The following is a 24,914-nucleotide window of genomic DNA, read 5'->3' as shown; positions in this document are numbered from 1 at the left end:
GTTACACCCCCACAGTAGCTAACGCTTGTCCTGCTAAATCAAAGTAATATAGGTCCTCACGCGACACATAAATTGTCACATATTGCTGTGGTGACAAGTTTGCCATACCTTTGATTTTAAATTGTACCGTTTCATCGCGATTATTAATTGTACCAAAGAGCAATGTATCCGAACCAATATAGGTCATACTGGCGAGCCATAATGATATTGCCAAATCATCTTTATTTTCTTGATTTACGTGGGCTGCTTGTGGCCTGATTCCAACCAAGGCATCTGGATCAAAAGGTGTATTAATTGCGACCCCGTGGTTTTGCCAATCTGTGACACCAGGAATCACATTCATTTTTGGTGTGCCAAAAAACTTAGCAACAAAAGTATTTTCAGGGACCTGATAGAGCTGTATCGGCGTCCCAATTTGCTGCACGATTCCATCATTCAAAATCATCACGCGATCACCCATTGTCATCGCCTCGGTTTGATCATGGGTCACGTAAATCACTGTTATTCCCAACTTGCGTTGCAATGCTTTTATTTCATAACGCATACTTTCACGTAATTGCGCATCAAGGTTAGAGAGTGGCTCGTCCATTAAAATAATGTCCGCGCCTGAAACGATACTTCTCGCCAAAGCAACACGTTGTCGTTGCCCACCCGACAATTCACGTGGGTACCGTGACGAAAAATCAGTCAAATCAACCATTGTTAAAGCATCAGACAACCGTTGAAATTGCGTCGCCCGATCAACTTTGCGTGATTTTAAACCAAAAACGATATTTTCAGAGACCGTCATGTTGGGATAGAGTGCATAATTTTGAAATACCATTGATAAATGCCTTGATTTTGGTGGTAAATCATTCATTCGTTCACCATCAATCAATAATTCGCCACCTGTAATGCTTTCTAATCCAGCAATCATTCTAAGAATTGTGGATTTTCCTGAACCCGAAGGCCCAACCATGACAAAAAATTCACCCGGCGTAATAGATACAGTAACATCTTTTATCACTGCTTCATCTTGTTCTGTGTAGCGCTTTTTGATATGTTGTAATTCAATCATTATTATTCCTACCTTTACCCATGACTTCATCCTATCAATAGCATGTCAAAAAAATAACCTTATAGTTGTGATGAATACGTAAATAAACGTAAAGAATTTATAGGCATAAGAAAAGCCAAGATCATATTATCTTGGCTTTTGTTTCAGTAACCCTTATCAAGATTAACAACATTTTGCTTAAACGAGCCATCGTTAACAAACGATGTTAAATTTTGTTCAAATAGTCTAAATAATCCGCCAGTACGACCAGCATTGACATGTTCCCCCCAACTTGTATGCTGAGTTAACAAAATCTGATGACGCTCAAATAGGGGATGGTTTTTTGGTAATGGTTCTGGTGTTGTGACATCCAATGCAGCAAATTTAACGCGAGAATCATCGATTGCCGATAACAAGGCATCTTGATCCAACGTCGTCCCACGACCAATGTTAATGAATAAAAATAGTTGGTTGACTTGTTCAAAAAAACGAGTGTCAAAAAAATCGGCTGTATCTGCCGTACCTGGCAAACCATCAACAACAACACGAGCTTTTGCTAAGCCTGCCTGATAATTAGAAATTGGGTAGACGGCATCGAAACCGGGTACTGCTCGACCAGATGTATTTACACCGTATACCGTGCCACCAAAAGCCTTAATATGTGATGCAATTTGTTTACCAATACGCCCTGTACCAAAAATCAATACCGGCAACTCATTAATTAGGTACTGATTCGTAAACGGTTCCCAGTGTTTACGCATGGCATAAACATTTAAGCCACGTGCAAAGTAAAGTATATAACTTAGCACTGTTTGTGCAATTGGTAGTGCTTTCAGACCACTGGCATTGGTGACCGTGATTCCTCGTGCTTTAAGTAAAGACAACGGCAAATAATCAACGCCCGCTGACTGCGCTTGGATCCACTTTAATTTAGCATTAGGATCGGCTAATATTTTCTCACCAATCGCGTTATCCCAGCCGTAACTAATCATGATATCAGCAATTTGATTAGCTGTTATCGTGTCAGGTGTGACAACATCAATCCCATAAGAAGACAATAACTCATAATTTTCCGACGTTAAAGCTTTCACTGATAAAAGTAACATGATTCTACCTCCTAGTGTATCTTATAGATTATATTAAACTATATTTACTCGGACAACAAACTTTATTTCATGAGAATTAAATTAAAAAGTTGACATTTAATTTTCTTCATGTCATAATAAAAAAATCAACTTAAAGGACTTGAAGAAATGACTCAGAATCGTTCTTACAACTTCACAAGCATTATTAAGATCAACGTCGTCATTATTATCTGACATTTCGCTGGTCTGTTTTTGCTACCAGTCGAGGTGTCATCTATCGACTGGCGTAAGAATGACTGCTCTGTGCATCATTTTTAAAAAGCGCTAGTATGCAACTAGCGCTTTTTTTCTTTTCGTTTTTATACTTAAGTCTTATCTCAACACAGTCTAATGAGATAAGCAGTGGCTATTTTAGGAGGAATTTATTATGGACGCAACAGTTAACTCATCAACCCCAGTAAAAGAAAAGTCTACATTACTGGACAAAAAGAAACAACCACGTACCGTCAGAGATGTGGTCTTTGATGTATCAACAGGGATTTCTAATGCTATTTTGGCTGTATTAGGCATGGGACTTTTAATGGCATCGCTAGGCAATTTATTGCACATCACACCACTCGTTCAGGCTGGTCTGATGGGTCAAAAAATGTTAGCCCCTGCACTCGGTGTCGGTATTGCCATCATGATGCGAGCCAATATTTTGACCACAGGCGCCGCACTCATCGCAGCAACCGTAGGCTCTAATGCTGTTTATTTTACTACAGCCAGTTCACCAGCAACGCATACTGCTACTGGCTGGATAGCTGATCAGGCAGCAGGTTCACTCATTATGACATCTGGGCAACCTGTTTCAGCAGTGCTTGCGGCTTTGCTTGCTGTTTTTGTCGGTAATTGGCTCACCGGTAAAACCCCGCTAGATATGATGTTAGTCCCATTTGCAGCAACATTAGCAGGTACAATTTTTGGACTCGGTACTGCTGCAGTTACAACCCCATTCTTGAATTGGGTGTCCGAATCGCTCGCTTCGACGATGAAAGTTAATCCATTCCTCGGTGCTTTTGTTGTATCGGTCGTCTGGTTCTTATTCTTGATGACGCCCGCATCTTCGGCTGCTTTAGCCATCGCAGTCATGCTAGACCCCTTATCAGGTGGCGCCGCTTTAATTGGCACAACTGCCGGCTTTGTTGTCTATACCGCTATGGGCTGGACTCAAAACAACCTTGGGGCTAATTTTGCCCAAACCATTGTCACACCTAAAGTTCAATTTCCTAACCTTTTAAAAAGTCCATTATTAATGTTTGGTCCAGCATTAATTGCTGGTGTTTCAGCTATGCTAGCTGTTGGTGTGTTCAATCTCAAGGTGCCATTTGCTATTGCTGGATTAGGGTTAAACGGCTTTATTGCACCTATTGCTTTGGCATCTAGCAATCCACGTGGATTGCTGTTAGTAGCTGTATTTGGCATTGTTGTGCCCGTCATCAGTAGTTTAATCATGTATTACCTATTAAAAAAAGCCGGTAAAACAAAAGCAAACGATTTACATTTGGACGTTGTTTAATTTTAATTAAAGCGTTATAGTATAATTATCATAATTTTGTAAGAAAGAGGAGTAATTATGTCACAAGAGAAAGCACAACCTTCAGATTTTAATTGGGAAGAACTGGGGTTTGAATACCATGATTTGCCCTATCGTTTTCGGGCCTACTATAAAGATGGCAAATGGAGCGAAGGCAGCTTAGAAACGGATTCAAACATTCCTGTTAATGAGGCCGCAACTGGTCTTCATTACGGTCAAAATATTTTTGAAGGTCTTAAAGTCTATCGGCGTCAAGATGGTGGTGCTAACCTTTTTAGACCTGATCGTAATGCAAAACGTTTACAAAATTCAGCCGCTCGTTTGATGATGGCCCCTGTACCAGAAGAACTTTTCTTACGCGGGTTGAAAGAAGTTACTAAAGCTAACCAAGCGTTTATTCCGCCTTATGGCACAGGTGCAACATTGTATCTACGTCCATTTGAGTTTGGTGGTGGACCCGTAGTCGGCGTTCATCCAGCTGATAATTATGTCTTTGAAGTCTATGCAACACCTGTAGGTGCTTACTATAAGGGAGGTCTGACACCAACTGCTTATGTCACAAATGAGTATGATCGTGCTGCTCATGGTGGTACTGGTGCCGCTAAGGCTGGTGGTAACTATGGTGCTTCAATGTTAGCTGGTGATGAAGCCCATGCAGCTGGTTACTCAGATGTTGTTTATCTTGACCCACGTTTACATGAAAATATTGAAGAATTAGGTTCTGCCAACTTCTTTGGTATTACTAAAGATGGTCGCTTCTTAACACCTAAATCCCCTTCTATATTGCCATCGGTCACAAAATACTCTTTGTTAGCCGTAGCTGAAGAATTGGGCCTACGCGCTGAAGAAACAACTATTTCAATCAACGATTTAGACCAGTTTGCCGAAGCTGGTGCTATGGGAACTGCAGCTGTGATTTCTCCTGTAGGTTCAATCACGCACAATGGTAACAAGCACGTATTCTACTCAGAGACTGAAGTTGGTCCTTGGACACAAAAGCTCTATGACCGTTTAACAGCAATACAATATGGTGATGAAAAAGGTCCAGATGGTTGGGCAGTTGACGTCCCACTTAATTAATATAAAAAGCAGGTGCCCACTATTGTGGCCACCTGCTTTTTACTTGACTGATACTTTTAATCTTGATACACTAATATAGTTGTTTCGTTCTATAAACAACACTGACCATGGCTCGTTGGTCAAGTGGCTAAGACGCTGCCCTTTCACGGCGGAATCGAGAGTTCGATTCTCTCACGAGCTATATCAAGTCGCAACTTCGGTTGCGGCTTTTTATATAAATAAAAACCCATCAATTCATCGATAGGTTTATTTTTGTTTAATGATAAAGGCACGTTTCCCATTCTTTTTATGATTAGGTTGTGCAACTTTTGCACCTACTTTTGCTTTACTTGCACGTGGCTTATGATTAGTCGTATCAACTGACCGTTTATTTGCATTTTTACGTGGCCGAGCGTTACTTTTGGCACGTCCTTCTGACTTAAATGGCCGCGGATTAATGTTTTCTAAAACAAAATAAGGTGCGCCAAAATTAACATATTCATATAAATAGTCTTGTAGCGTCATAATTTTTTGTTGCTCTGACACGCTTCTGTCATTTTGATAAAAACCTTTTAAACGCAGTTGATCAGCTGAAATATCGCCAACAATATAATCATATTGTGCCATAAGTGGCGTATAACGTACAGCTAACATGTCAGCATCAAAAGCATTTTTGAAGTTTTCAACTAACTCAAGTGTTAACTTATCAATCTCAATTTCGTTAGCCTCTTGGTTAATCTTGTAGGCGCTTTTACGCTCTTCTTGTTGTAAGCGCGTTCGTTCTTTTAGTGTATCGCGATCCATCGCTTCCCCTTCCTTTACTTGCGTGCGTTGTACTTTTTCTCGTAATAATTTGCCATTAACTCACGCAACAAAATATCTAACGAAATTTTGGCAGGTACATCTTGAATGACTGGAAAAAAAGGTACCCATTTATAATGATCTAAAGTAGCGATTTGATAATGGCGCTGCTGCTGTATTTCTTGGCCTAAGTATAAAATTTTATGGTCACGTTGGCGATCAATACCATCAAATCGCATATATCCAAAGATTTTGCCACGAAATCCGCTTCCCTTCAGTGCCAAACTCGACAAACGTTGCTGCTGTTTATCTATTTCAGCAAACAAGGTGTAAATTTCGGCGCCAGTTAATGTAATTACCATCGGGTTGATTGCATGTGGCATACTCTCCAATAAATCATATCGATTGAGTTCACCTACTGGCAGGTCTTCAACAAACATGCCAGTAGATAGCATTGACACGGGGACTGAAAAATATTGTTTTAGCGCACGCAACCCATCATAGACCTGTTCATCAGTAGTAATACTTCTGGGTAATACCGCAACTTTTTGTGCAGATAAGGCATCTCGCCCGTACGCTAACCAGCTACGTATCAGCTCATAATCGCCTGATTCTTCGGCTAATTCATATGTTGGCACAGTCATAGCTGTTTTTTCAATAATTTTGTGCTGATTGAGCTTTAAAGTAATATCACCAATATGTTCACCATAACGTCCAGCCCCAGCAAGTAACGTCCCATTAACCAGTTTACCATGTTCTAATAAGTGATGCGTATGTGCGCCAATAATCACATCAATATCATATTTTTTGGCAATGGCTTCATCTGTCGGTAAGCCTAGGTGTGATAACAAAATAATACCATCGGTTATAGGTTGTAGCTTCGGCAACAATTGATTCAGTGTATCTTCGACTTCATGTGGTTGCCAATCAAGTGACGGATAAGTCAATTCATAAGGTGCTGTCATGCCAATAATTGCTAATTTAGTGCCTAATTCCGTGGTCACAATTTTATAAGGTTTGGCCCAAGTTGGTTGATTAGCTTTTGGCATTTCCGTCAAGTTTGCTAACAAAACATCAAAATTGGCATGATCGTACAAATGATTCATAGCATCGTGCGATAATACAAGTCCCTCATTATTACCAATAGTCACACCATCATAGTGTACGCCATTCATGAGTTGTACATTTGCCTGTCCCATTGTCGCATCAGTCAAAGGATTCAGTCGATCAATGGCATCACCAATATCAAACGTATAACTCTGCTGATAAGCTTGCTTTTTTTGCAATAAAAATCGCAAAATTCTTGGCCAATTTTCTATGTGCGAATGCATATCATTTGTATGTAAGAGATGAATGGTCTCAGTTGCCATTGATTAGCTTCCTTTCAATAAAATGATATTAGCGATTACGCAGCATGTGATGACGCTTGGCTTGAATCATTTCGATTACTTCGTTTTGACTGAGTGGTGCACCAAAAGGCACACTATTTTTGGTAAATAACCTATTTCAGGTGAGTCGATACCGACATTAATATTCTCTTGGTGAGGCATTGCATAATTGTGAATGTGGCCATGTAAGTTGATTTGATTTTTTGTCATACCAAAAATCAATGGATAATGCGTTAAAAAAACTTCATAATGCGCAAACTTAACTCTGGTGCCCACTTCGTGAATTGTAAATTTTGGTTTTTGGTTAGCTGTGATATCGTTGTTTTGTTTTAAAAACTTTAAAAGAGCGGTTTGATCATGGTTTCCTTTGATAATGATAAAATTTCCGTGCAATCGTTTTAAGATGGCCAATGTTTCTGACATAATAAGCTTTGGTGGCTTAGTAAATTTCATACTGATATCGCCAAGATGATAAACAGTATCTGTTGGCTTGACCTTGCTATTCCAGTTGGCAATAATTGTCTCATTCATATCCTCAACAGTCAAAAATTGTTTTCTTGGCGAAAAAATTTGACTCAGCAACAAATCTTGATGATAAAAATGCGTATCCGATGTATAAAAATCCATAAGCTAACACCTTTCATTTAAAGTGGAAGCAACCGTGACGATAACAAAAAAGTGCCGCAGCTGCGACACTTTATTCGCGAAATTCCGATAAAAACGCCACAAACGCCTGCAAGTTAGCTGGAAATGCATTTAAGCCCCAAATAATTTGTTCGCGTTGATTAGGTAACTTGAAGCGTACACCCCATTCATCATTCAAACTAGGGTCTGGATAAGAAGGCCCACGATATTCACCCATCCAAGTATTAATATAACTTAACACTTCGGGAGCAAAATCATCCCATTTATCCGTCATATCTAGCCAAGGTTCCTTATAGCGCCAATTAAATGGTTCTCCAGCATCATTAAAGTGTGGATTATAGAAATCAAACCTTGGATCAAGGATGTTTTTTGCTTCTTGTGATTTGTCGTCATATTGCAGAAAAGCATGTCCTTCATGACGCTTGGCATAAATATAATCAAACCCGGTAACAAGATTACCGCGATAAAATACTAAAAAATCTAACCTCTGTGTGGCCATACTAACCTTCAATAATAACTAACGACTTCGTAATACCTTCTGTCAAGTTCTCGTAACCATCTGACGTGACAATGACATCGTCCTCAATTCGGACGCCACCCTTACCTGGCAAATAGATTCCTGGTTCAATCGTTAATAGATGTCCCGATTGCATTTCATCACTTGATCGTGAACTCAAAGCTGGTCCTTCATGTATATCAAGACCAACACCATGCCCAGTTGAATGATTATAGAATTCGCCAAAACCGTGATTTGTAATGTATTCTCGCGCAACACTATCAATCTCACTGCCTGAAATGCCTGGTTTAACGATATCAATAGCGTTTTCATTAGCTTGCTTAACAACAGCATAAACTTCACGTAATTCATCACTGATAGTGCCCATCGCAATTGTGCGTGTCACATCTGATGTATAGCCATTGACATAATAGCCAAAATCAATGGTAACGAGATCGCCTAGTTCAATGATTTTATCTGTTGCCTCGCCATGAGGCAGCGCGGAACGATAACCTGAAGCCACAATGGTATCAAATGAAGCCTTTTCAGCACCATAATGTTTTTGCAGGCGATCCAACTCATTAGCAACTTGTTTTTCTGTCATGCCAACTTTGATAAATTGTAGCAGATCATTAAAAGCTTGAACGGATGCTTTTGCTGCCAAACGCAATGCTTCTAATTCAACTGTATCTTTGACTTCTCGCAATGTTTCAACTGCATCGGGCAACGCATCAAATGTAATATCTGCAGGCAGCAGCTGATCCATTAAATCATATACGTTGTACGGCAATGTCGCTTCAAATGCCAGCTGTTTAATGCCAAATGCAATAACCGTCTCGACAGCAGCTTCATAATAGGCACGTGTGACTTTAAAATCGACATTTTCAGGCAAACGATGACGATAATCTTCTTCGTAACGTGCATCGGTAATCAGACATGCTTGTGTGCGACTTACTACCACGACACCTTCGCCTGTTCCACCATCAAAACCCGTTAAATATTTTGTATTGGCACCTTGATATACAATCATACCATCAAGTTCAAGTTTTTCTAATAATCTTTGTAACTTTGCAATACGTGCTTCAAAATATTTAGCCATCTTCACTAGTCTATCCTTTTTGTTTAATCGATATTTTCATTATATCACATTATTCATCAGCAAAAATTGCTCATATTTTTGGCATAAAAAAAGCGTAATCAATTAAATGATTGCGCTTTTTGATGACTTTTGCTTACTTTGCAGCAGCAAGGATATCGTTGTATTGTTCACGTGTGTAAACAGATACTTGACGCTTGTCACGACCTTTACGTTCGAACTTAACAACACCATCTGTCAAAGCAAACAATGTGTCATCGCCACCCTTTTTAACATTCACACCAGGATAGATGTGTGTGCCACGTTGGCGATAAATGATTGAGCCAGCTGTCAAAGCTTGACCGTCGGCAACTTTAGTTCCCAAACGACGTCCAGCTGAGTCACGACCGTTGGCTGAAGATCCGCCACCTTTGTGGTGAGCGAACATTTGCAAGTTTTCTTGATTCATCAACATAAGTCTATTTCTCCTTTACAAGTAATGATTACGCGATTGAATCAATCTTCACGCGTGTATATGGTTGGCGGTGACCTTGCTTAGAATGCATGTTCTTCTTAGCCTTGTACTTGAAAGTAACAACTTTCTTTTGCTTGCCTTGCTTTTCGACAGTACCAGCAACCTTAGCACCTTCGACGAAAGGTGCACCTACTTTGCCGTCTACCAAGATAACTTGGTCAAAAAAAACTTTTTCACCTTCGGCAGCATCAAGCTTTTCAACGAAGATTGTGTCACCTTCAGCGACTTTATATTGCTTGCCGCCTGTTACAATAATTGCATATGCCATTATTGGATTCTCCTTATACTTAGACTCACCATTCCAGGCGGGTCGGCCCTTGTCCGACACGTACTTCTACCTGTTCCGAGTGGTTGTAGCTTCGCTAACAACTTTTCAATCATAACAAATTTATTAACTCACGTCAAGACAAACGAACCCAGTTCCTACACGACTTCAGAAAAGTCAAATAATGATAAACCAGTTTGGGTTGCACCAGTTGTGTTGACACGTAAAATATCAGTAAACTCTTGTAATAAAATCGTTTGATTGATATCCATATTATCTGCTAACCAAGCAGCAATAAGTGCCCAAAATCCACCGATAACGACCTCCCATTGAAACATAAGTTTACGTTTTTCATAATCATCAGTAACCCCTGCTAATTGTAAAGTTACTTGCGAACGCATACGTGTCATTAGTGTGTTGAAATAGCTGGTATTTGTGTTTAAGTTTAAGACCGCATTATAAAATGCAGCTCGGTCACTGATTGCCCGAATCATTTTGACCACGTGAAACTGGCCTTGGATATGCTGCGTGAGCTCCAATAACAAATTATCGTTGACATCATCAATCAGGTGAGGCTTATTTTGATAATATTTATAGAATGTGCCGCGGGTCGTTTGTGCTTTGTCCAGTAGCGTTGTAATCGAGAAATCAGGTTGTGTCGTCATTAAAATGACGGCTGCTTCTTGAATATTCTTTTTTGTTCTGATAATTCGTGCATCTTTTTTTTCAGACATCATGATTCCCTTCTAAAAGCAAAAAAGCACAATGACTGTGCTATTCTTCATTCTTTGCGCCAATCTTGTAAATATCAGCTTCAATATTTAAGTCTTTTTTCATTTGAGTCACGATATCTGCACGCTGAGCTGAACTTTTATTAATCGCATTGACTGACATCATGATAATCGTATCAAAACGATCATGGAATCGTGATGCAACACTCGCATCAATATTATAATGACCCTTTTTAGCTGTTTGGACAATGGTTACAATTCCTTGCGATCCATAAAAAGCATCCCTTAAGGCTTGTGCATCTGAGTTACTCAAATTTTTACTGTTATGCTTAATCACTTGATCCGCCTGCTGTTCAATGGCTGTCATGGTTTTTGGCTTAGTATAGTCAAATTGATTGAGCGCATGAACAAAAGACTGAATGTCTTCACGCGACTGCTTCAAATGCCGATAGTCTGATTGTGGCATCGAGACATCAGCATATTTAGGTTGTTGATTAAATGTAATTAAAGCCACTAACAAGGCAATGATTACCGCCGCTAAGGCAAGGAAAGCTTTTCTCATATTTTTTCTCCAGACTAACAATAACTATAGTATACTATGAAAATCTTTTTTTCAAAACTGTTGTATAAATCTTTAAATTTTGAGCGGACTATGGTATGATATATTTTGCATTGCGTTGGTAGCTCAGCTGGATAGAGCAGCCGGTTTCTACCCGGCAGGTCGAGGGTTCGACTCCCCCTCAACGCATATTGACCGTTTTATCAGGATTGCTGATAGAGCGGTTTTTTGTTGCTTAAACGTTGGTGTGTAAGGCTTTTGAGCTACTTAAAGTTATTGATAGTATTCATTGGTTTTCACTATTTTTATAGTTTATGGCTACAATGACTTCACATAAAAAACCCGACCAGAGACTAATCCTGTCAGGTTTTTAGCACATATAAATTTTCAACGTTTGTGTGAGTTACTGTTTAGAATATCAAACTCATCTAGTATCAGATCCCCTATAATTTTTTCTTGCTCATGTGTGTGTTTATCTGCATCATTTTGTTGTCTCGCTTTAACCTCTTCTGTGTCAAATCCACTGTTATCAATTGGGATAATGACTGCATAGGTTATTTTTTCGTTCACGTCAGAAACCGATTCACCTTGATAATGCGCGGTAATTGCCTGTGCTGTGGGGCTTGATTTTTTTCTTGAATATGGCCGGTATAAGTCACCTAAGTTGTATTTTTCAGACGAATCTGGATCTATGTTACCATTCTCAAGACGTGTATCCCAAAATGAGGTTTTCCCAACTACAGCAACTTTCCCGTCGTCAATCACTGAAACAAAGACATATTGATAATTTCGTTGCGCTTTTGACGAACATTTTCCGTAAACAGTCCCAAACCCGTCAAAAGGGCCATCACTTTTCAAAAAAGATATTTTCGTTTTTTCGATTTCTTCTTTTCCGAAACCCTGTGGCAATTTTTCGACTATTATTCGTGGATAGTTTTCTTTAAGAAGACCTTTAATTTTCTCAGCTTTGTCCTTAGCAAGTGATCCCATATTACGCGCCTCCAATGTTTTAGTTATCTTTTAAGATAAATCATAAACCTTATCGCCTACTACAGCAATAATTTTTAACTACAATGTTATTTACAGAATTTTTTTGGCTCTATTTAATTTAGTAAGGCATTAACCTTGGCCTGTATGTCAGTTATTTATCAGAATATATAGTTATTGTCATATCACCTAAGGGCGCGGTAAGGTTACTCATTGCAGTCAGCTTCCTAAAATAGTCATAATTTAATTCGATTAATTTTCCGTCAGAACCTCTAAACCACTTATGACCACTTGAATCCGTAAATAATATGGCATATTCTTCAGGTAGACCACCTTTACCAATTTCCATTCCTTTAAATATTATAGAACCTGCTTTGTATTTATGTTGACCAGGTATGATTAAACGCGAATATCCCATATCGTCTCTTTGTAAATTTTTGTTTATTGAATCTGTGTTCAACGTCACGCCACGCCTACCACGGATTACGAATACATTGTAGATGGGTGTGGTGTTCCCAACATTTATATAGAATACGCTTTCATTGTAGATTTTGTCAATCACATCCCAAACGGCGACGTTATTAGCATAGGAAGCCACATTCTTATTAAATCCAATCCAACTGTTTAAAATTAAAAATCCTACCGTTATAACTGAAATTATTGCCGGTAGATAATCTTTTATAAATGATACCGAAATTTGCATTTTGTATACTCACCCAATTTATTCTAGATTTAATATACAAATTTAGCTGACTAATTACAAGCAAATTATAGTTTAATGAATGCGTTTGCATTAAGTCATATAATACCGCACTTACCAAATAAAATACCAACAGTATTAGTTGTGTTGTCATACCTTTATACGTCCAATCAAAATCATGACCACCAGCTAAATTACAGTTGATTACTTACCAGATACCATTCACTTGCTTGATTTCATCAGCGGTAAAAACACCGTAGGCAGTAAAAGCATTGCCAACATTTTGAAAGCCTTGCATAGCAGATATATTGACTACTCGCTATATTTTTTGCGATATAGCTAGCGCAACAATAGGCGCGCTATCATTACCAATACCGTTAATAATATCGTTATTCAACTTATCTCGACTTTACACACCACTTGGATCCAGTCATAAGGATTACGTGGTGGGTTATACGAGAATATCGTGACAACTTGCATGCTTTTAGGTCACTTTTGACGTGTATACGATGATTGCACTGTATGTATTTCAGTGAAGTTGCTGAACTCTGTTGCTTCTTCAAACCACAACCAACGAACGTAACTTTTAGCAATCTTGAATGACTTCTGCTTACTAGGATCATCAACACCAGAAAAATAAAACCCACTGCCATTACGCCTGTATATAGTCTCCATAGGAGACGTTTTAAAGCGGAATAACCATGACACATGTAATTCATCTAAAGTCCACTTAATCTGCTCTTATACACTGCGTTTTAAGTTTCCTGCCACCTTACGATAACAAACCACATTAGCATTTTCATCAGCCATCATGTCCATTGCTAAATACATACTAATCGCACTTGATTTTGTACTTGCACGTCCACCAGATTCAATAATATTAGTTGCGTTTGTTTCCCATAAGTGGTCAAAAGCTGGATTAACTAGTTTCGCTACGTTCATCTAACTCTTCTCTCCTATCAAAACCAATAATACGTATCTCATTGGCAGTACCGTTATCAGTAACTTCTCTTGCACTAGCTTCAGCAATATCAGCTTCAGCGCTAATTTTTCGTATTTGCTGTTCAACTAACTTGTCATTGCCAGGGTATCGTTTCATGATCTCTTTCAAAGCACTGATTCTTGTTTTGAGGTCTACTTCTTTTTTAACCTCTTCAACACCTATCGGGGTGCCTACTACAACAGTTTCTTTCAACTCACCTCTAGTAATGCCAGTAAGTATCTCAACGGCTTCTGCGTAGCCCATAACACGCTTTGACTTTATTTCCGCCATGCGTTCTTCTATGTATGATTTAACCATAGGTTTTGATAGGTTTTCAGCACCTATAACCTGCGCTGTCTTTTTACTATAACCCGCTTCAATCGCTGACTGCGCTGCGTTTCCAGTCTTTATATACTTATCAGCAAACTTCTGTTGTTTCGGTGTTAATTTCATATCATCTCGGCACCTCCTTTCAATGTTGTTTACTAAACTAATGGTTAAATTTAGGTGGAACTACCTGCAGTAGTCCTTTTGGTTTATGCATTTCGCTATAAATATCTTTAATTTCTGTTTTTTCTTTACTTGATTCTGTTTCCACTGTGTTAAATATAGCGTTAACCACACTATTAACTGCTTTTCTAGTACCTATAATAAAACTACGTATGCCTTCATTTATCTTTTTAGCAAACATATATCGTTTGTGCATTATCATCTCCTGATTAGACTTGCTCAACTGTTTATGTCTTAGATGTCCCTGTTGCACAAAGTTCTCTTTTTCATTGCAAAATAAAAAGCTCTTATGCGCTATGCTGCTAAACGTTTAGATCCGGAATAGTAAATTGTCTCCCGTAGATGACACCTAATACATCCATATAAACCACAAACAAATTTTTGCCAGAGCCTTCGAATTTATTTTGAATCAATTTCATCGGTATTACTATTTCTTCCGATACATCTCCTGGAACCACTCTCTCAAATTTTCTTTGTTTTATACCTAAATCATAAAGGCAATCGAAACTTTGTATTTCTGGATCTTCGTAATTATGATCAATTTGGCTCTTATCATGATTAGACTTCAAGGTCTGATAATCTTCCGAAGTACAAATGCCTATAAATTTAAATGCACTGGGCATCATTCCACTATTAGTACCAAAAAAGAAAACTTCTTGTTCACTTTTTATACTAACAGTCCCCGCTTTATCAGATTGATTGCTCAACATTCTGAAACCAATAGCGAGTTGTAAATAATGTCCTTTTTCTTCATTATGTTGATCTGTCTGCTGCTTAATTTGCCGATACACAAAATAAATAGCTCCCACTGAGCCAATTCCACTAACCCAATCTGCAACGTTTCCAAAAGTATCGTGATTGTTTGATGACATTGCTAAAATAGCTAGCCCGATTGCCCCTCCAATTAATCCGTAAAAAATTCCTGTTCCTGCTTGTTTAATCCAATCCTTCATCTCCAACCTCCAATAGCAATAATCATACCACCAGAAAGCCGAGTTGGTATTTAAAATTTTATTATCCCAACCACTTCATATGTTTGCGATAGTTAGTATTCATATTCTCCATCACCTCACTTTTAATCTGCACACGCGCTCGCTCATGACGTTATACACTATTACGTGCCAAATTCTTGCTTGTGTCTCACATTCACTTCTGTAGCGTCTCTGATATGTTTCAGGCGCTGTTTTGTTTGTTCATCCATGCTTTACTCCATCAAAAAAGCCCAACCTAAAATGTAAGTCGGACTGCTTTCTACTATGTACTAGAATGTCTTTAAATATAAATAGCTAGAGAATTTTGTTTATTATTTTCGCTTTATGATAATGCATTGATCAACATTTTTATTATAATCTATTTTTATAGGATTTGTAAGTAGCATATTTTTTTTACAATCCCAATTTTCTTGAACTTTTTCTCGAATATCTTTTTTTATCCCTGTGTGGTCATGCCCATCACGCGCTTTTTCAGTAGACGTGTGTTTATATTGTTTCCACGTGAAATACTTATCTTTTAAATTCTTATTTTGCTTATCGATACCATTTTTAGTCTTCAAACCACGTGTTCCAAATTTAGGATAAGTAATAGGATTTAAAACCATAAATAGCCCAAATTTAGTTTTATAAACAGTAATCCAATCCAGAACATCCTGTCTTTGCTTAGGACTCTTATTTTTACTAGTTTTTTTAGGATTAGTAGGAACTATTATAAAACAATTATCATTATTCTCAACTTGTGAAAGGCCGCTATCCAAAATTACTTTTTCAGCTGTAAAATTTACAGTAAATGGGATATTATTCACATTACAATTTTTAATAAATGATAAATAATTATCAATATCAAAATATTCACCAATTTCTGTATACCCTGCCTTTGCTTTACTACTTGTAAATGAATACAAAGCACTTAGTACATTACGATCAACCTTGACTTTGTCTAACCCATTTAAATAAGCTAGTCCATTGTATAGGGAATATAGTCCACACAGTGGTCCAACTTGTTTTGCTATTTTCACAGTGATTACCTCAGTTATATTAAATTATTTATAATAATTATACAACGAATACCAAAATGCTATCAAATATTTTTGCATAATACCAATGTACACCGCAATTTAGGTCCAAAACCGCAGAAAAAGCGCAGTATCATAGTACTGCGCCTAATATATGCTTTATTCAACACGCCATGATTGTGCTGTGCGTTCAGATATATGAAATTGCTTTGCCACCTTAACCCAAGTCACTGACTTACTCGCATAATAGTACGCAACAACTTTCTGCTTATCAGGCTCAAAAGTAGCTATCCAACGTTTTATGTCTTCCTTTTGCTTCATCAGGCTTTTGCGGTATCTGTCTTCATCAATGCGTATTCGCATGTCTTCTACAGGTCTATTGTGCTTGTTAAGTGCCTTGCCGCCACCAATATTCTCGTCAGCTGGCCCACGATCATTCCTTATCTCATACTCACGTTGCTTTATTTTTAAATCGAGACGACCAGAAAAGTAATCTCTCAATATACTGTCTATCCTGTCCGCCATATGATCCTCACTTCTGCTGATAATCCATAAGTTTCACTGACCAATCAAGAACAATGCGTATAATTCCAGTAATACCGAATACTGCTATTCCGAATTCAAACACGTGTCTGAGGTTGTTGCCGATTTCAATCATCACTCACCAGCCGTCCCGTAATCCTTAACAATACTAACAACCCCTTTCGGATTAGCTCGTTGATTTAACAATACTAACAACCCCTTTCGGATTAGCTCGTTGATAAATCTACCGCCATTTCGTATATTTCCAACCTAGTGTTCACCTTATCCATATACTCATCACACAATCCGTCGTACTTCTTTAAACCCAAACTCACTATGTTCCTTTTCCAAATTACCCTTACCAACTGTTTTGGCCACGCATATTGACCGTTTTATCAGAATGACTGATAGAGCGGTTTTTATTTGCAGGGTGTAAAAAGTCGATAATCATTCAAAAAACACACAACTGGAGAACAACCAATCATGTGTTTTATACGTTTATAGCTCAAAACAAGCTAATGTCAATATTTGAGAGTGATCCTAGTAGAACGGGAATTGCGGGAACCTTCCCAATGAAGGTTTGTCCAACTGATTGAATAGCGCCAATGCTGGTTTAGAAAGCCTATGATTATGAATCATGATTAACCTTAAATCACGAACTAGGTTTTTAACAACTACTTTTTCGCTTTGCTTTTCATTTTTTAATTGATAGATAGCTTTATCAATATACACTTGTTCTGTTGTGTTCACTTCAATTTGCTCTAATGTACTAAGTAAACGGCTACTATATCTAACCATAATAGTCTCTCCCTTTTTGATGATGAACAAAAATGGTAATTATTCATTAAGAAATAACAAAACATTAGTATAATAACTAATTTTAACTATTTATACAAGCAACTTATAGTAAACTGTGGTTAATTAACAATGCAATAAAGATTGATCTATTCACGTGCTAAATAACCACGCTAAAAGGTTTGGGAGAGGAGTATCGTATGAGTTCATTTTTTGCTTTCATTTTTGTGATTACCTTTTTTACTTGTATCGGACTATGTATTTACGGTATTGTAGCTAAAATAAGGCATAAGCCTTTATTTTCAAAGTTTAAAAAAATCATTATAGCATCTATTTTGGTTTTCTTAGTCGCTTTTGTTGGCGCGGGTGCAACAGCTAGTACTTCCGATGATAATCAAGATAGTGTTAAGACCAGTTCAAGTGCCTCAGAGAAAGATGAGAGCTCGAAGAAGGCGGCCAGCGAATCTATTGAAAAAGACAAAGAATCTAGTTCAATAGCTGCTGCCAGTTCTCAAGCTGAAGCGAGTTCCAAGGCAAAACAAGAGAGTATCGCAGCATCTGTGAAGGCTAGCTCAGAGGCAACTGCTGCTTCAGAAAAAGCAGCACATGACGACTCGGTACGTGATGCCTCGATTTCAGAATCACGTGCAAGAGACGCATCCAATGCTGCTGCAGCGCAACAACAAGCACAAACAGTTGTTGCGCCTGATCCTAGCCCCGCCCCAGCTGAAAACAGCAATGACACCAATGCAGGTGGCACAAGTGGTTATAGATGGGCCATTCAAGACGGCTTCACTTGGCAAAGCAGAAAAGGGCATTCAAGAAGAATCGCCCCTGGCGGCGCGCTTCCTGCCGGTTATCATTGGCAAGTTCCCTGATTCCTGCCCTTTTGGGCGTACATAATAGACAATGAAGTTGTGAAAAACAAATTTAACAAATAGCAAATTTGATAGTGGGTTGATAGAATAATATGAAAGTTAATAATAACAAGGTTGTTGGTGTTGTGAAAAAAATCTACTATGCTGCTGTTTTAATCTTATCAGCTATTTCGATATTGCTCGCTCTATTAGATATATCTAACGTTATTAGTGTCAGTGCTTGGCCATTTTCTTTTATTGATCGCAGTATATTAATATTTTTCTGGATAGATTATCTATTCAGATTTTTTAAAGCAGACAACAAGAAAAAATTCTTCAAAGCCAATATCTTTGATTTATTAGCTATTATCCCGTTTGATTCAATATTTTACTTCTTTAGAGCTTTTCGAATTCTGCGTGTTATAAAGCTCTTACGACTCATTAGAATTGTTGGTTTTACTGGTAAAATACAAAAGAGCATCAGACGCTTTTTTAAAACAAATGGGTTTATCTATTTGATTATAACCACAGTCATCCTCGTATTTCTCGGGGCTGAAATCTATTCAGTAGCAGAGAATGCAAATTATATGGACTCATTATGGTGGGCCATTGCAACGACGACAACCGTCGGCTACGGAGACATTTCCCCTCATACCGAAATAGGAAGAGTGGTTGCTGTCGTGCTGATGTTACTAGGTATTGGATTGATTGGCAGCGTAACAAGTACCGTAACAGCATTTTTTCTTGTAGAAACAAAGGAAGCTGAGAAAAACGATATCAAAGACGAATTATCAGAAATAAAACAAGAATTAAAACAACTACGTGAAGAAATACAAAAGAATCGGAAATAGTTTAGTCGAATAATGCTACCAACCTACTCCCTGTGATATAATTTATGTCATTACTGGGGGAAATATGTTGACTATTATCACTAATTTATTCAGACTTATCATTATTATCAGTGCCATTGGTACTTTCGTATCTTTTGTGATTTGCTCTAATGCAAGTCAGAAATCACAAAAGATATGGCTAAGTATTTTAATACTATCAGTTTTCAGCGCTTTCCTATTTAGTGCGGTACCCGATTTTATTGACGGTTTCATCACAGGATTTTCAGGGAAATAAGAAAAAGCACCTGAATCCTAGGTGCTTTTTTGTATGCTATGATATGACAAAATAATACAGACACCCATACGTGTAAACGGTTTAATTAATACTCACCTTTAAGCGCTTGACTATTGTCATCTATCAGAATAGCCTGATGATTATTGAGCGTTCTTAAATCGTAACGCTGTCCATAGCGTACGATTGTTTTTTCAACATCTTGCGTGAATGGTTCTTCACCAAAATGTGGTAGCGGATAAAAATCCAACAAACCTAATCCAGCTGACGATTTTAAATCAGGTGCTAACGACGCTTCATCGATTATACTAGCATAATTTACATTTTTTGCCAGTATGATGGCCCCAGCTGATTCACCAACATAATAACAACCGTTATCTATGCTTGCTTTGATTTCAGATAATAACTGCTTTTTATTTAATTCTTGCAATAAATAGAAAGTGTTGCCTCCAGTAACATAAATTATCTTGGCATGCATAATTGCTTCGCGACAGACAGCAGTACTTTCGCGGGCAACGTCTAAAATAGTTAGTTCGTAGCCTAATGACGTTAGCAACGCCTTCCCCTCATCAATATATCCCGTATAATCTTCGACATTACCGGCAGTAGTAATGACCAATATTTTACCGGGCTTAACGTTGTTTTTTGTCATGAATGCACAAAATTGTGCTCTTGTACCAGCTAAATACGACGTAATGAATATTTTTTTCATATTATCACCTTTTGCCAAATAAGAAAAATGAATTATTTGAGTAGTTTATATCATTTATTTAAACAAAAAACAGCCACCGCAAATTAATGTTCGTGCTGCTTTTAATAAAATCAACAGACAGATAAATTTTGGAGTACGCTTTCCGATATTAGAAAGCGTCTTGTCGTCTGATAGATTATCATTGTCGCAGTGGCTTATGGAATCACTACACATTCATTATACTGCTGTTTCAATAAAATGTTAAACGTTTTAAAAATCCGCTTAGTTTTTTAATGTCACAAATTGAATGAGCTTAAAAATACCAATAACCATCAATAGGAGACCAAAGAAGGTCCATAGCAATAGACCACCCATTAGTGGGCTAAACAGTAGGCTCAAACCACCTAAAACACTAATTAAAGCCGAAAAAAACGACCATACTTTGTTCGCGCTGAGTTGATTTAAAAGTGCAAACTGAATGATGCCTTCAATTAACCATGTCATGCCTGTTAAGGTTCCGACAACTAGAATGAGCGAAATTGCTGCTACGCTCATATCCATGAAGATAAAGACACCAGCTACCAAGTAAATAATTGAAAGAATAACGTGTCCAATTCTAGTCCAATTATTATCAATGCTTTTTTGAAATACAGATAATAATCTAAACAAGCCGACGGCAATAAATACAGCGCCTACCATGCCAGCTGCAGCTCTAGCACTGCGACCTGGTAAAAATACAATTAACGCACCAACAATTGTAGAAATAAGTCCATCAAAACCAATTGTTCGACGTACTTTGACGAAAAAATCGTTTGACATAAAATATATGCTCCCTTCCATTCGTACTACAGACTATTATATCTCAAGTACTTAACAACATACAAAAGGCTTACTTTTGTCTAAAATTACTAATTAGCTTGTTCTCAATTTTGATAAGCGTTATTATACGGCAAGTGTCACCAGATAATAAAAGCACTACCTTTTCGGGTAGTGCTTTTATTCTGGTAAAACATCTGTATCTCTTGTCGCTCTAGAAGTGTGCTTTTATTTTATAGATTGGTTGTCCCTTAGCCATGAACTTTTGTTCATACTCAGTTTCGACATTACCGATAACTTTTTCCTCATCAGCATGTAAATCTAATGTAAAATCCGTCGTCGCCCAACGCATACCGTAGTTCATAAAACTAACGATTGAATATTCAAACAAATGGCGATTATCTGTTTTGAATTCTACTTCCCCGTGTTCAGGTAAGACAGCCTCGTAAGACTGCAAGAAAGTTTTATAAGTTAACCTGCGTGACTCATGGCGTGTTTTTGGCCAAGGATCTGAAAAGTTTAAATAAATTTTTTCAACTTCTGCTTTTTCAAAATAGGTTTCCACACCATTGCCGTTACCATATATATAACGCAAGTTAGGCAATTCACCTACCTGGTCAAAACTTTTGCGCGCAGCAATGGCGACTGCTGTCTCCTGAATTTCCATACCAATATAATTAATTTCTGGATGAGCTAATGCCATACCTAAAATAAATTGCCCTTTTCCTGAGCCAATTTCAACATGGATTGGTTGTGCTTTCGCAAATAATTTTTGCCATTGGCCGATTTGTTCTGTCGCACGGCCTTGTGTAATCACAATGTCTGAATGTGCTGCTAGCCAATCAGTTGCCCATGGTTTTGCTCGAAGATGCATAATATTCCTCCCTGTAACCCTTTTTGTTACAGTTTTCTTTTCATTTTTAATTGTTTAGGCAGATAAATACGGTCAAGTGCAACACCAATGATAACTAAAACACCTAAAATATAACTCATCATCAGCCATCCTTGGCTAATGGCACTAAGCACGAATACGCCGCCTACCATAATCATTAAATGTCGATTCAGTTGCCTAAAAGCGCGTTGTCTTGATTGAATAGCTATTGGCATAATTTGTGTCCACTTTTTTTGTTCAGTCTCGCGAAATAATGGTAACAGCTGAAAAGCCACTAAGTAAAGCATCAATCCTGCAATAGACAGAATAACCCATTTTGGTGCTGTTGATAATGCAGCAATGAGTAAACCGCCAACAATGGTTAATCTCAAAATTAAAGATAATAATTCTGTGCCACGTGCCAAACGCAACAAATATAGAGAATACATCATATCTCGTCGTTTTGTCAATCGGTTTAAAAAATAATCAAGATATTTACGCCGTTTGACCTGATAAGTTTGTGTTGGCACATCAGCAAACGTGGCATAAAAATGTAATATACGTCGTTCATGTACCTGCGCTTGCGCAATACTGGTTAACCAATCAATTGCTAATTGCTGACTTTGCTTATCATTAACATGCAAAAACATAGCTAACATAACAACACAGATTACCCAAACAAGGCTAAAAATTATCAATCCGCCGTCACCAATGACTAAAATCAACCAAATGATAACTATCGGAACGATAGTACGTAACAATCCTTGAACGAAGCCATTAATAAACAACCTTGGTTTCATTAACAATTTTTCGCGCGCTAACAAGAGTAAGCTATACTTATAACTGAATAAAAACAATGATAAACTAGCCAATTTTACTGTGGTGAGTAATTGCATTTTAAACAGTATTGGCAATATAAAACTAATTGCAACCAATTGCCACAAAATAGCAAATGCAAAACTGACAGTAACAGCTTGCTGTAAATAATCTCGACTAACCATGTGATCATTTCCAAGCAAATATAACCTATCAGCTGGTTTAAAATAAGTGATTAACTGACCGAATTGCAAGCCAAAGCACAATAAAACAGCAATAAGTAAACGTGTCCAATCTGAATGCCATAAAAATTGATAGTTCGCACGCTGAATCACTTCGCGATAGCCTAACACCCCAGCACCAAAAGCGATGAGTAGAAAAATCACAAAATGATCATTAAAGAGTAATCTTAAATACTTAATTGTGGTTTTTTGTGCCTGCCTAAAGCGCTGATAGTATAGTTGCTTCCCCATCATGCACCAGTTTCTTTCCGTACCAAATCAAAATAATCGTCCAAATTTGCCACAGATAACTGATATTTATCTGCTAATGCTGATGGTGTCCCTACAAAGTCAACCTGACCGTTATTTAATACCACAAATTGATCAACAAATTTGGCAGCCGAGGCCAATAAATGTGTTGTCATTAAAACACTGTGACCCAACTGTGCTTGCTCACGAATCAATGTCACGACATCGCGCTGCGCCAACGTATCTAATCCGAGAAAAGGTTCATCAATAATCAAAAGTGGTGCCTCTAGCATAAATGCTGACACCAGCATTACTTTCTGACGCATGCCCTTAGAAAAATGAATTGGTAGCCAATGTTGTTTGTCTTGCAGACGAAACATATTCAGGAGTCTACTGACACGATCCCAAGACTTATCATTGTCTTGCCCATGCGCTGCCAATAAAAGATGTAGATGTTCGGCTAACGTTAACTCATCGTATAAGATAGGCTGCTCTGGAATATAGGCAATCTGCGACTTGAATGCGGTTGGTGCTTCAACAATATTAACCTGATTTAAAGTAATTTGGCCGCTTTGCGGGTGTAGTTCACCAATAATATGATTAATGGTGGTCGATTTACCAGCACCATTTAGTCCTATTAATGCGACAATGCAACCATCTTCAATTGTGAATGACACATTTTTTAGCACTTGATTTCCAGCGTAACCACCAGATAAATTGTCAACTTTTAATCCCATAAAACTATTATAACAGGCATAACACCATATTTGGTATAATGAAAGTAACAAAATGAATGGAGATTATAATGGATATTTTTGATAAAATCATTGCTGGTGAAATTCCAAGTTACAAAGTCTATGAAGATGATACTGTTTTAGCGTTTTTAGATATTTCTCAAGTGACACCAGGACACACACTAGTCGTACCAAAAAATCATGTATCAGATATATTTGATTATGATACGACCACTTCAGAAAATGTGCTACTAAAGTTGCCTATGATAGCACGTGCCATTAAGGCAAGCAACCCCAAAATAACGGGAATCAACATTCAATCTAATAATGGTGCATCAGCTGGTCAAACCGTTTTACATTCGCATTGGCATCTCATCCCGCGTTTTGATGATGATGGTTTATCTGGCACTCTTGCCCCAACAATCGATAACAGCGAGCAATTTTCTACCGCACGCTACCAGAAAATTGCTGACGACATTGCAAAACAATTGAATTAGGAGGCTATTATGAAATTAATTGATGATATTAAACAGCTCATCAAACAAATTCAGTTAATGATGCAACTTTTGCAACAGCTAACCAAGCAACAGCAGGTATTGTCTCAACAATTAGACCACCTGACTAAAGTGCGTGACGACATTCAAGTTGACGTTGAGAAAATGAATTTCAAAAATAAACCACACCTAGACCGCATTCAAAAAGCTTCTGATCATTTAAACGCTGAATTGTCAAAGTACCAGGCGTAGTTCCCTGTTTTATGTTAAAATAGACAGGATACTAAT

General features: G+C 37.8%; 32 protein-coding genes, 2 tRNA genes, 1 pseudogene and 1 other annotated feature. Of the genes and pseudogenes, 9 read left to right on the top strand and 26 right to left on the bottom strand.

The features are described 5' to 3' along the window. Window position 1: 1 nt before the first annotated feature. Both C5L21_RS04995 and C5L21_RS04990 read right to left on the bottom strand, forming a co-directional pair. Window positions 2-1,057, bottom strand: a complete 1,056-nt coding sequence (locus C5L21_RS04995; protein ID WP_004900803.1) for an ABC transporter ATP-binding protein — start codon at window positions 1,055-1,057, stop codon at window positions 2-4. A gap of 143 nt (window positions 1,058-1,200) precedes the next feature. Beyond that, window positions 1,201-2,142, bottom strand: a complete 942-nt coding sequence (locus C5L21_RS04990) for an NAD(P)-dependent oxidoreductase (RefSeq protein WP_004907599.1) — start codon at window positions 2,140-2,142, stop codon at window positions 1,201-1,203. Window positions 2,143-2,548: 406 nt separating this feature from the next. On the opposite strand from C5L21_RS04990, the gene C5L21_RS04985 reads away from it, so the two are divergent. The 3 genes from C5L21_RS04985 to C5L21_RS04975 all read left to right on the top strand — a co-directional run bounded on the left by C5L21_RS04985 (window position 2,549) and on the right by C5L21_RS04975 (window position 4,958). Next, a complete protein-coding gene (locus C5L21_RS04985) occupies window positions 2,549-3,679 on the top strand; it encodes a PTS sugar transporter subunit IIC (protein WP_004900809.1) in 1,131 nt (376 codons plus the stop codon). 57 nt (window positions 3,680-3,736) lie between these two features. Further along, window positions 3,737-4,777 (top strand): branched-chain amino acid aminotransferase, encoded by a 1,041-nt coding sequence (locus C5L21_RS04980; RefSeq protein ID WP_085699237.1) that lies wholly within the window; start codon window positions 3,737-3,739, stop codon window positions 4,775-4,777. Window positions 4,778-4,886: 109 nt separating this feature from the next. Next, a tRNA-Glu gene (locus C5L21_RS04975) sits at window positions 4,887-4,958 on the top strand. A gap of 65 nt (window positions 4,959-5,023) precedes the next feature. Here the strand turns inward: C5L21_RS04975 and C5L21_RS04970 are convergent. The 9 genes and pseudogenes from C5L21_RS04970 to C5L21_RS04930 form a co-directional block, all read right to left on the bottom strand. Next, window positions 5,024-5,560 carry a YutD family protein gene (locus C5L21_RS04970; protein ID WP_004900815.1) on the bottom strand — a complete coding sequence of 179 codons (537 nt, stop codon included), beginning with the start codon at window positions 5,558-5,560 and terminating at the stop codon, window positions 5,024-5,026. Between the two features lie 14 nt (window positions 5,561-5,574). After that, window positions 5,575-6,927 (bottom strand): bifunctional metallophosphatase/5'-nucleotidase, encoded by a 1,353-nt coding sequence (locus C5L21_RS04965; RefSeq protein WP_085699239.1) that lies wholly within the window; start codon window positions 6,925-6,927, stop codon window positions 5,575-5,577. A gap of 28 nt (window positions 6,928-6,955) precedes the next feature. Beyond that, a pseudogene (locus tag C5L21_RS04960) lies at window positions 6,956-7,572 on the bottom strand (metallophosphoesterase family protein). A 70-nt stretch (window positions 7,573-7,642) separates the two neighbouring features. Continuing rightward, window positions 7,643-8,089, bottom strand: coding sequence for a hypothetical protein (locus C5L21_RS04955; protein ID WP_085699241.1), 447 nt, complete (start codon window positions 8,087-8,089; stop codon window positions 7,643-7,645). A 1-nt stretch (window position 8,090) separates the two neighbouring features. Then, window positions 8,091-9,185: an aminopeptidase P family protein gene (locus C5L21_RS04950; protein WP_133286130.1), complete on the bottom strand. Its 1,095-nt coding sequence runs from the start codon at window positions 9,183-9,185 to the stop codon at window positions 8,091-8,093. Window positions 9,186-9,318: 133 nt separating this feature from the next. Continuing rightward, complete coding sequence (gene rpmA, locus C5L21_RS04945; RefSeq protein WP_004900829.1) at window positions 9,319-9,636, bottom strand: 50S ribosomal protein L27; 318 nt, start codon at window positions 9,634-9,636, stop codon at window positions 9,319-9,321. 28 nt (window positions 9,637-9,664) lie between these two features. Beyond that, the gene (gene rplU / locus C5L21_RS04940; RefSeq protein WP_133286129.1) at window positions 9,665-9,964 is read right to left on the bottom strand and encodes a 50S ribosomal protein L21; all 300 of its coding nucleotides are present in this window, start codon (window positions 9,962-9,964) and stop codon (window positions 9,665-9,667) included. An 11-nt stretch (window positions 9,965-9,975) separates the two neighbouring features. Beyond that, window positions 9,976-10,059, bottom strand: a sequence feature (ribosomal protein L21 leader region). 60 nt (window positions 10,060-10,119) lie between these two features. After that, window positions 10,120-10,695 (bottom strand): TetR/AcrR family transcriptional regulator, encoded by a 576-nt coding sequence (locus C5L21_RS04935; protein WP_040177008.1) that lies wholly within the window; start codon window positions 10,693-10,695, stop codon window positions 10,120-10,122. A 40-nt stretch (window positions 10,696-10,735) separates the two neighbouring features. After that, window positions 10,736-11,254, bottom strand: a complete 519-nt coding sequence (locus C5L21_RS04930; RefSeq protein WP_004907618.1) for a hypothetical protein — start codon at window positions 11,252-11,254, stop codon at window positions 10,736-10,738. Window positions 11,255-11,366: 112 nt separating this feature from the next. Here C5L21_RS04930 and C5L21_RS04925 point away from each other — a divergent pair. Then, window positions 11,367-11,440 (top strand) — tRNA-Arg (locus C5L21_RS04925). Window positions 11,441-11,638: 198 nt separating this feature from the next. On the opposite strand, the gene C5L21_RS04920 is transcribed toward C5L21_RS04925, so the two are convergent. The 10 genes from C5L21_RS04920 to C5L21_RS04870 all read right to left on the bottom strand — a co-directional run bounded on the left by C5L21_RS04920 (window position 11,639) and on the right by C5L21_RS04870 (window position 17,758). After that, entirely contained in the window at window positions 11,639-12,241 is a 603-nt protein-coding gene (locus C5L21_RS04920; protein ID WP_085699245.1) for a hypothetical protein, read from the bottom strand. A 151-nt stretch (window positions 12,242-12,392) separates the two neighbouring features. Beyond that, window positions 12,393-12,941 (bottom strand): hypothetical protein, encoded by a 549-nt coding sequence (locus C5L21_RS04915; RefSeq protein WP_085699247.1) that lies wholly within the window; start codon window positions 12,939-12,941, stop codon window positions 12,393-12,395. Between the two features lie 486 nt (window positions 12,942-13,427). Continuing rightward, window positions 13,428-13,673: a phage terminase large subunit gene (locus tag C5L21_RS09530; protein WP_223246013.1), complete on the bottom strand. Its 246-nt coding sequence runs from the start codon at window positions 13,671-13,673 to the stop codon at window positions 13,428-13,430. A gap of 6 nt (window positions 13,674-13,679) precedes the next feature. Continuing rightward, window positions 13,680-13,880 carry a hypothetical protein gene (locus C5L21_RS09525; RefSeq protein ID WP_223246009.1) on the bottom strand — a complete coding sequence of 67 codons (201 nt, stop codon included), beginning with the start codon at window positions 13,878-13,880 and terminating at the stop codon, window positions 13,680-13,682. Then, window positions 13,858-14,373 (bottom strand): terminase small subunit, encoded by a 516-nt coding sequence (locus tag C5L21_RS04900; RefSeq protein WP_085699249.1) that lies wholly within the window; start codon window positions 14,371-14,373, stop codon window positions 13,858-13,860. The genes C5L21_RS09525 and C5L21_RS04900 overlap by 23 nt, the downstream gene beginning before the upstream one ends. A gap of 37 nt (window positions 14,374-14,410) precedes the next feature. Beyond that, a complete protein-coding gene (locus C5L21_RS04895) occupies window positions 14,411-14,626 on the bottom strand; it encodes a hypothetical protein (protein WP_223246010.1) in 216 nt (71 codons plus the stop codon). Window positions 14,627-14,732: 106 nt separating this feature from the next. Further along, window positions 14,733-15,383, bottom strand: coding sequence for a hypothetical protein (locus C5L21_RS04890; protein ID WP_085699253.1), 651 nt, complete (start codon window positions 15,381-15,383; stop codon window positions 14,733-14,735). 350 nt (window positions 15,384-15,733) lie between these two features. Next, the gene (locus C5L21_RS04880) at window positions 15,734-16,441 is read right to left on the bottom strand and encodes a hypothetical protein (protein ID WP_085699255.1); all 708 of its coding nucleotides are present in this window, start codon (window positions 16,439-16,441) and stop codon (window positions 15,734-15,736) included. Window positions 16,442-16,597: 156 nt separating this feature from the next. Further along, a complete protein-coding gene (locus C5L21_RS04875; protein WP_223246011.1) occupies window positions 16,598-16,963 on the bottom strand; it encodes a DUF722 domain-containing protein in 366 nt (121 codons plus the stop codon). 537 nt (window positions 16,964-17,500) lie between these two features. After that, window positions 17,501-17,758 (bottom strand): hypothetical protein, encoded by a 258-nt coding sequence (locus C5L21_RS04870; protein WP_004907649.1) that lies wholly within the window; start codon window positions 17,756-17,758, stop codon window positions 17,501-17,503. 197 nt (window positions 17,759-17,955) lie between these two features. On the opposite strand from C5L21_RS04870, the gene C5L21_RS04865 reads away from it, so the two are divergent. From C5L21_RS04865 to C5L21_RS04855, 3 genes are all read left to right on the top strand, one after another. Then, complete coding sequence (locus C5L21_RS04865) at window positions 17,956-18,633, top strand: hypothetical protein (RefSeq protein WP_133286128.1); 678 nt, start codon at window positions 17,956-17,958, stop codon at window positions 18,631-18,633. Window positions 18,634-18,725: 92 nt separating this feature from the next. Next, window positions 18,726-19,463, top strand: coding sequence for a potassium channel family protein (locus tag C5L21_RS04860; protein WP_004907657.1), 738 nt, complete (start codon window positions 18,726-18,728; stop codon window positions 19,461-19,463). Window positions 19,464-19,527: 64 nt separating this feature from the next. Then, window positions 19,528-19,737, top strand: a complete 210-nt coding sequence (locus tag C5L21_RS04855; RefSeq protein ID WP_004904684.1) for a hypothetical protein — start codon at window positions 19,528-19,530, stop codon at window positions 19,735-19,737. Between the two features lie 85 nt (window positions 19,738-19,822). Here C5L21_RS04855 and C5L21_RS04850 read toward each other — a convergent pair whose 3' ends face one another. The 5 genes from C5L21_RS04850 to C5L21_RS04830 form a co-directional block, all read right to left on the bottom strand. Beyond that, window positions 19,823-20,446 (bottom strand): Type 1 glutamine amidotransferase-like domain-containing protein, encoded by a 624-nt coding sequence (locus tag C5L21_RS04850; RefSeq protein WP_085699258.1) that lies wholly within the window; start codon window positions 20,444-20,446, stop codon window positions 19,823-19,825. A gap of 261 nt (window positions 20,447-20,707) precedes the next feature. Beyond that, on the bottom strand, window positions 20,708-21,244 hold the full coding sequence (locus C5L21_RS04845; protein ID WP_040177015.1) for a DUF308 domain-containing protein: 537 nt from the start codon (window positions 21,242-21,244) through the stop codon (window positions 20,708-20,710). A 211-nt stretch (window positions 21,245-21,455) separates the two neighbouring features. Next, window positions 21,456-22,115, bottom strand: a complete 660-nt coding sequence (trmB, locus tag C5L21_RS04840) for a tRNA (guanosine(46)-N7)-methyltransferase TrmB (protein ID WP_004903598.1) — start codon at window positions 22,113-22,115, stop codon at window positions 21,456-21,458. 26 nt (window positions 22,116-22,141) lie between these two features. Continuing rightward, window positions 22,142-23,404: an ABC transporter permease gene (locus C5L21_RS04835; protein ID WP_085699259.1), complete on the bottom strand. Its 1,263-nt coding sequence runs from the start codon at window positions 23,402-23,404 to the stop codon at window positions 22,142-22,144. Next, on the bottom strand, window positions 23,401-24,135 hold the full coding sequence (locus C5L21_RS04830) for an ABC transporter ATP-binding protein (RefSeq protein ID WP_085699260.1): 735 nt from the start codon (window positions 24,133-24,135) through the stop codon (window positions 23,401-23,403). The genes C5L21_RS04835 and C5L21_RS04830 overlap by 4 nt, the downstream gene beginning before the upstream one ends. Before the next feature lie 68 nt (window positions 24,136-24,203). On the opposite strand from C5L21_RS04830, the gene C5L21_RS04825 reads away from it, so the two are divergent. Continuing rightward, on the top strand, window positions 24,204-24,629 hold the full coding sequence (locus C5L21_RS04825; protein WP_004903605.1) for an HIT family protein: 426 nt from the start codon (window positions 24,204-24,206) through the stop codon (window positions 24,627-24,629). Between the two features lie 9 nt (window positions 24,630-24,638). Beyond that, on the top strand, window positions 24,639-24,878 hold the full coding sequence (locus tag C5L21_RS04820; protein ID WP_004903608.1) for a hypothetical protein: 240 nt from the start codon (window positions 24,639-24,641) through the stop codon (window positions 24,876-24,878). Window positions 24,879-24,914: the final 36 nt, after the last annotated feature.

The organism is Leuconostoc citreum (assembly GCF_004354555.1).
Lineage (GTDB): Bacteria > Bacillota > Bacilli > Lactobacillales > Lactobacillaceae > Leuconostoc > Leuconostoc citreum.
Note: the sequence above shows the minus strand (reverse complement) of the source record. Positions and strands in the feature narration are given on the sequence as shown.

Coding starts and splice junctions, on each gene's coding strand:
- C5L21_RS04845 (WP_040177015.1), bottom strand. CDS start 21,244: ATGTCAAACGATTTTTTCGTCAAAGTACGTCGAACAATTGGTTTTGAT.
- C5L21_RS04860 (WP_004907657.1), top strand. CDS start 18,726: ATGAAAGTTAATAATAACAAGGTTGTTGGTGTTGTGAAAAAAATCTAC.
- C5L21_RS04855 (WP_004904684.1), top strand. CDS start 19,528: ATGTTGACTATTATCACTAATTTATTCAGACTTATCATTATTATCAGT.
- C5L21_RS04970 (WP_004900815.1), bottom strand. CDS start 5,560: ATGGATCGCGATACACTAAAAGAACGAACGCGCTTACAACAAGAAGAG.
- C5L21_RS04900 (WP_085699249.1), bottom strand. CDS start 14,373: ATGAAATTAACACCGAAACAACAGAAGTTTGCTGATAAGTATATAAAG.
- C5L21_RS04995 (WP_004900803.1), bottom strand. CDS start 1,057: ATGATTGAATTACAACATATCAAAAAGCGCTACACAGAACAAGATGAA.
- C5L21_RS04820 (WP_004903608.1), top strand. CDS start 24,639: ATGAAATTAATTGATGATATTAAACAGCTCATCAAACAAATTCAGTTA.
- C5L21_RS09525 (WP_223246009.1), bottom strand. CDS start 13,880: ATGAACGTAGCGAAACTAGTTAATCCAGCTTTTGACCACTTATGGGAA.
- C5L21_RS04935 (WP_040177008.1), bottom strand. CDS start 10,695: ATGTCTGAAAAAAAAGATGCACGAATTATCAGAACAAAAAAGAATATT.
- rplU (WP_133286129.1), bottom strand. CDS start 9,964: ATGGCATATGCAATTATTGTAACAGGCGGCAAGCAATATAAAGTCGCT.
- C5L21_RS04895 (WP_223246010.1), bottom strand. CDS start 14,626: ATGCACAAACGATATATGTTTGCTAAAAAGATAAATGAAGGCATACGT.
- C5L21_RS04890 (WP_085699253.1), bottom strand. CDS start 15,383: ATGAAGGATTGGATTAAACAAGCAGGAACAGGAATTTTTTACGGATTA.
- C5L21_RS04915 (WP_085699247.1), bottom strand. CDS start 12,941: ATGCAAATTTCGGTATCATTTATAAAAGATTATCTACCGGCAATAATT.
- C5L21_RS04980 (WP_085699237.1), top strand. CDS start 3,737: ATGTCACAAGAGAAAGCACAACCTTCAGATTTTAATTGGGAAGAACTG.
- C5L21_RS04830 (WP_085699260.1), bottom strand. CDS start 24,135: ATGGGATTAAAAGTTGACAATTTATCTGGTGGTTACGCTGGAAATCAA.
- C5L21_RS04930 (WP_004907618.1), bottom strand. CDS start 11,254: ATGAGAAAAGCTTTCCTTGCCTTAGCGGCGGTAATCATTGCCTTGTTA.
- C5L21_RS04955 (WP_085699241.1), bottom strand. CDS start 8,089: ATGGCCACACAGAGGTTAGATTTTTTAGTATTTTATCGCGGTAATCTT.
- C5L21_RS04990 (WP_004907599.1), bottom strand. CDS start 2,142: ATGTTACTTTTATCAGTGAAAGCTTTAACGTCGGAAAATTATGAGTTA.
- C5L21_RS04835 (WP_085699259.1), bottom strand. CDS start 23,404: ATGATGGGGAAGCAACTATACTATCAGCGCTTTAGGCAGGCACAAAAA.
- C5L21_RS04850 (WP_085699258.1), bottom strand. CDS start 20,446: ATGAAAAAAATATTCATTACGTCGTATTTAGCTGGTACAAGAGCACAA.
- C5L21_RS04865 (WP_133286128.1), top strand. CDS start 17,956: ATGAGTTCATTTTTTGCTTTCATTTTTGTGATTACCTTTTTTACTTGT.
- C5L21_RS04870 (WP_004907649.1), bottom strand. CDS start 17,758: ATGGTTAGATATAGTAGCCGTTTACTTAGTACATTAGAGCAAATTGAA.
- trmB (WP_004903598.1), bottom strand. CDS start 22,115: ATGCATCTTCGAGCAAAACCATGGGCAACTGATTGGCTAGCAGCACAT.
- C5L21_RS04985 (WP_004900809.1), top strand. CDS start 2,549: ATGGACGCAACAGTTAACTCATCAACCCCAGTAAAAGAAAAGTCTACA.
- rpmA (WP_004900829.1), bottom strand. CDS start 9,636: ATGTTGATGAATCAAGAAAACTTGCAAATGTTCGCTCACCACAAAGGT.
- C5L21_RS04875 (WP_223246011.1), bottom strand. CDS start 16,963: ATGGCGGACAGGATAGACAGTATATTGAGAGATTACTTTTCTGGTCGT.
- C5L21_RS04920 (WP_085699245.1), bottom strand. CDS start 12,241: ATGGGATCACTTGCTAAGGACAAAGCTGAGAAAATTAAAGGTCTTCTT.
- C5L21_RS04825 (WP_004903605.1), top strand. CDS start 24,204: ATGGATATTTTTGATAAAATCATTGCTGGTGAAATTCCAAGTTACAAA.
- C5L21_RS04965 (WP_085699239.1), bottom strand. CDS start 6,927: ATGGCAACTGAGACCATTCATCTCTTACATACAAATGATATGCATTCG.
- C5L21_RS04950 (WP_133286130.1), bottom strand. CDS start 9,185: ATGGCTAAATATTTTGAAGCACGTATTGCAAAGTTACAAAGATTATTA.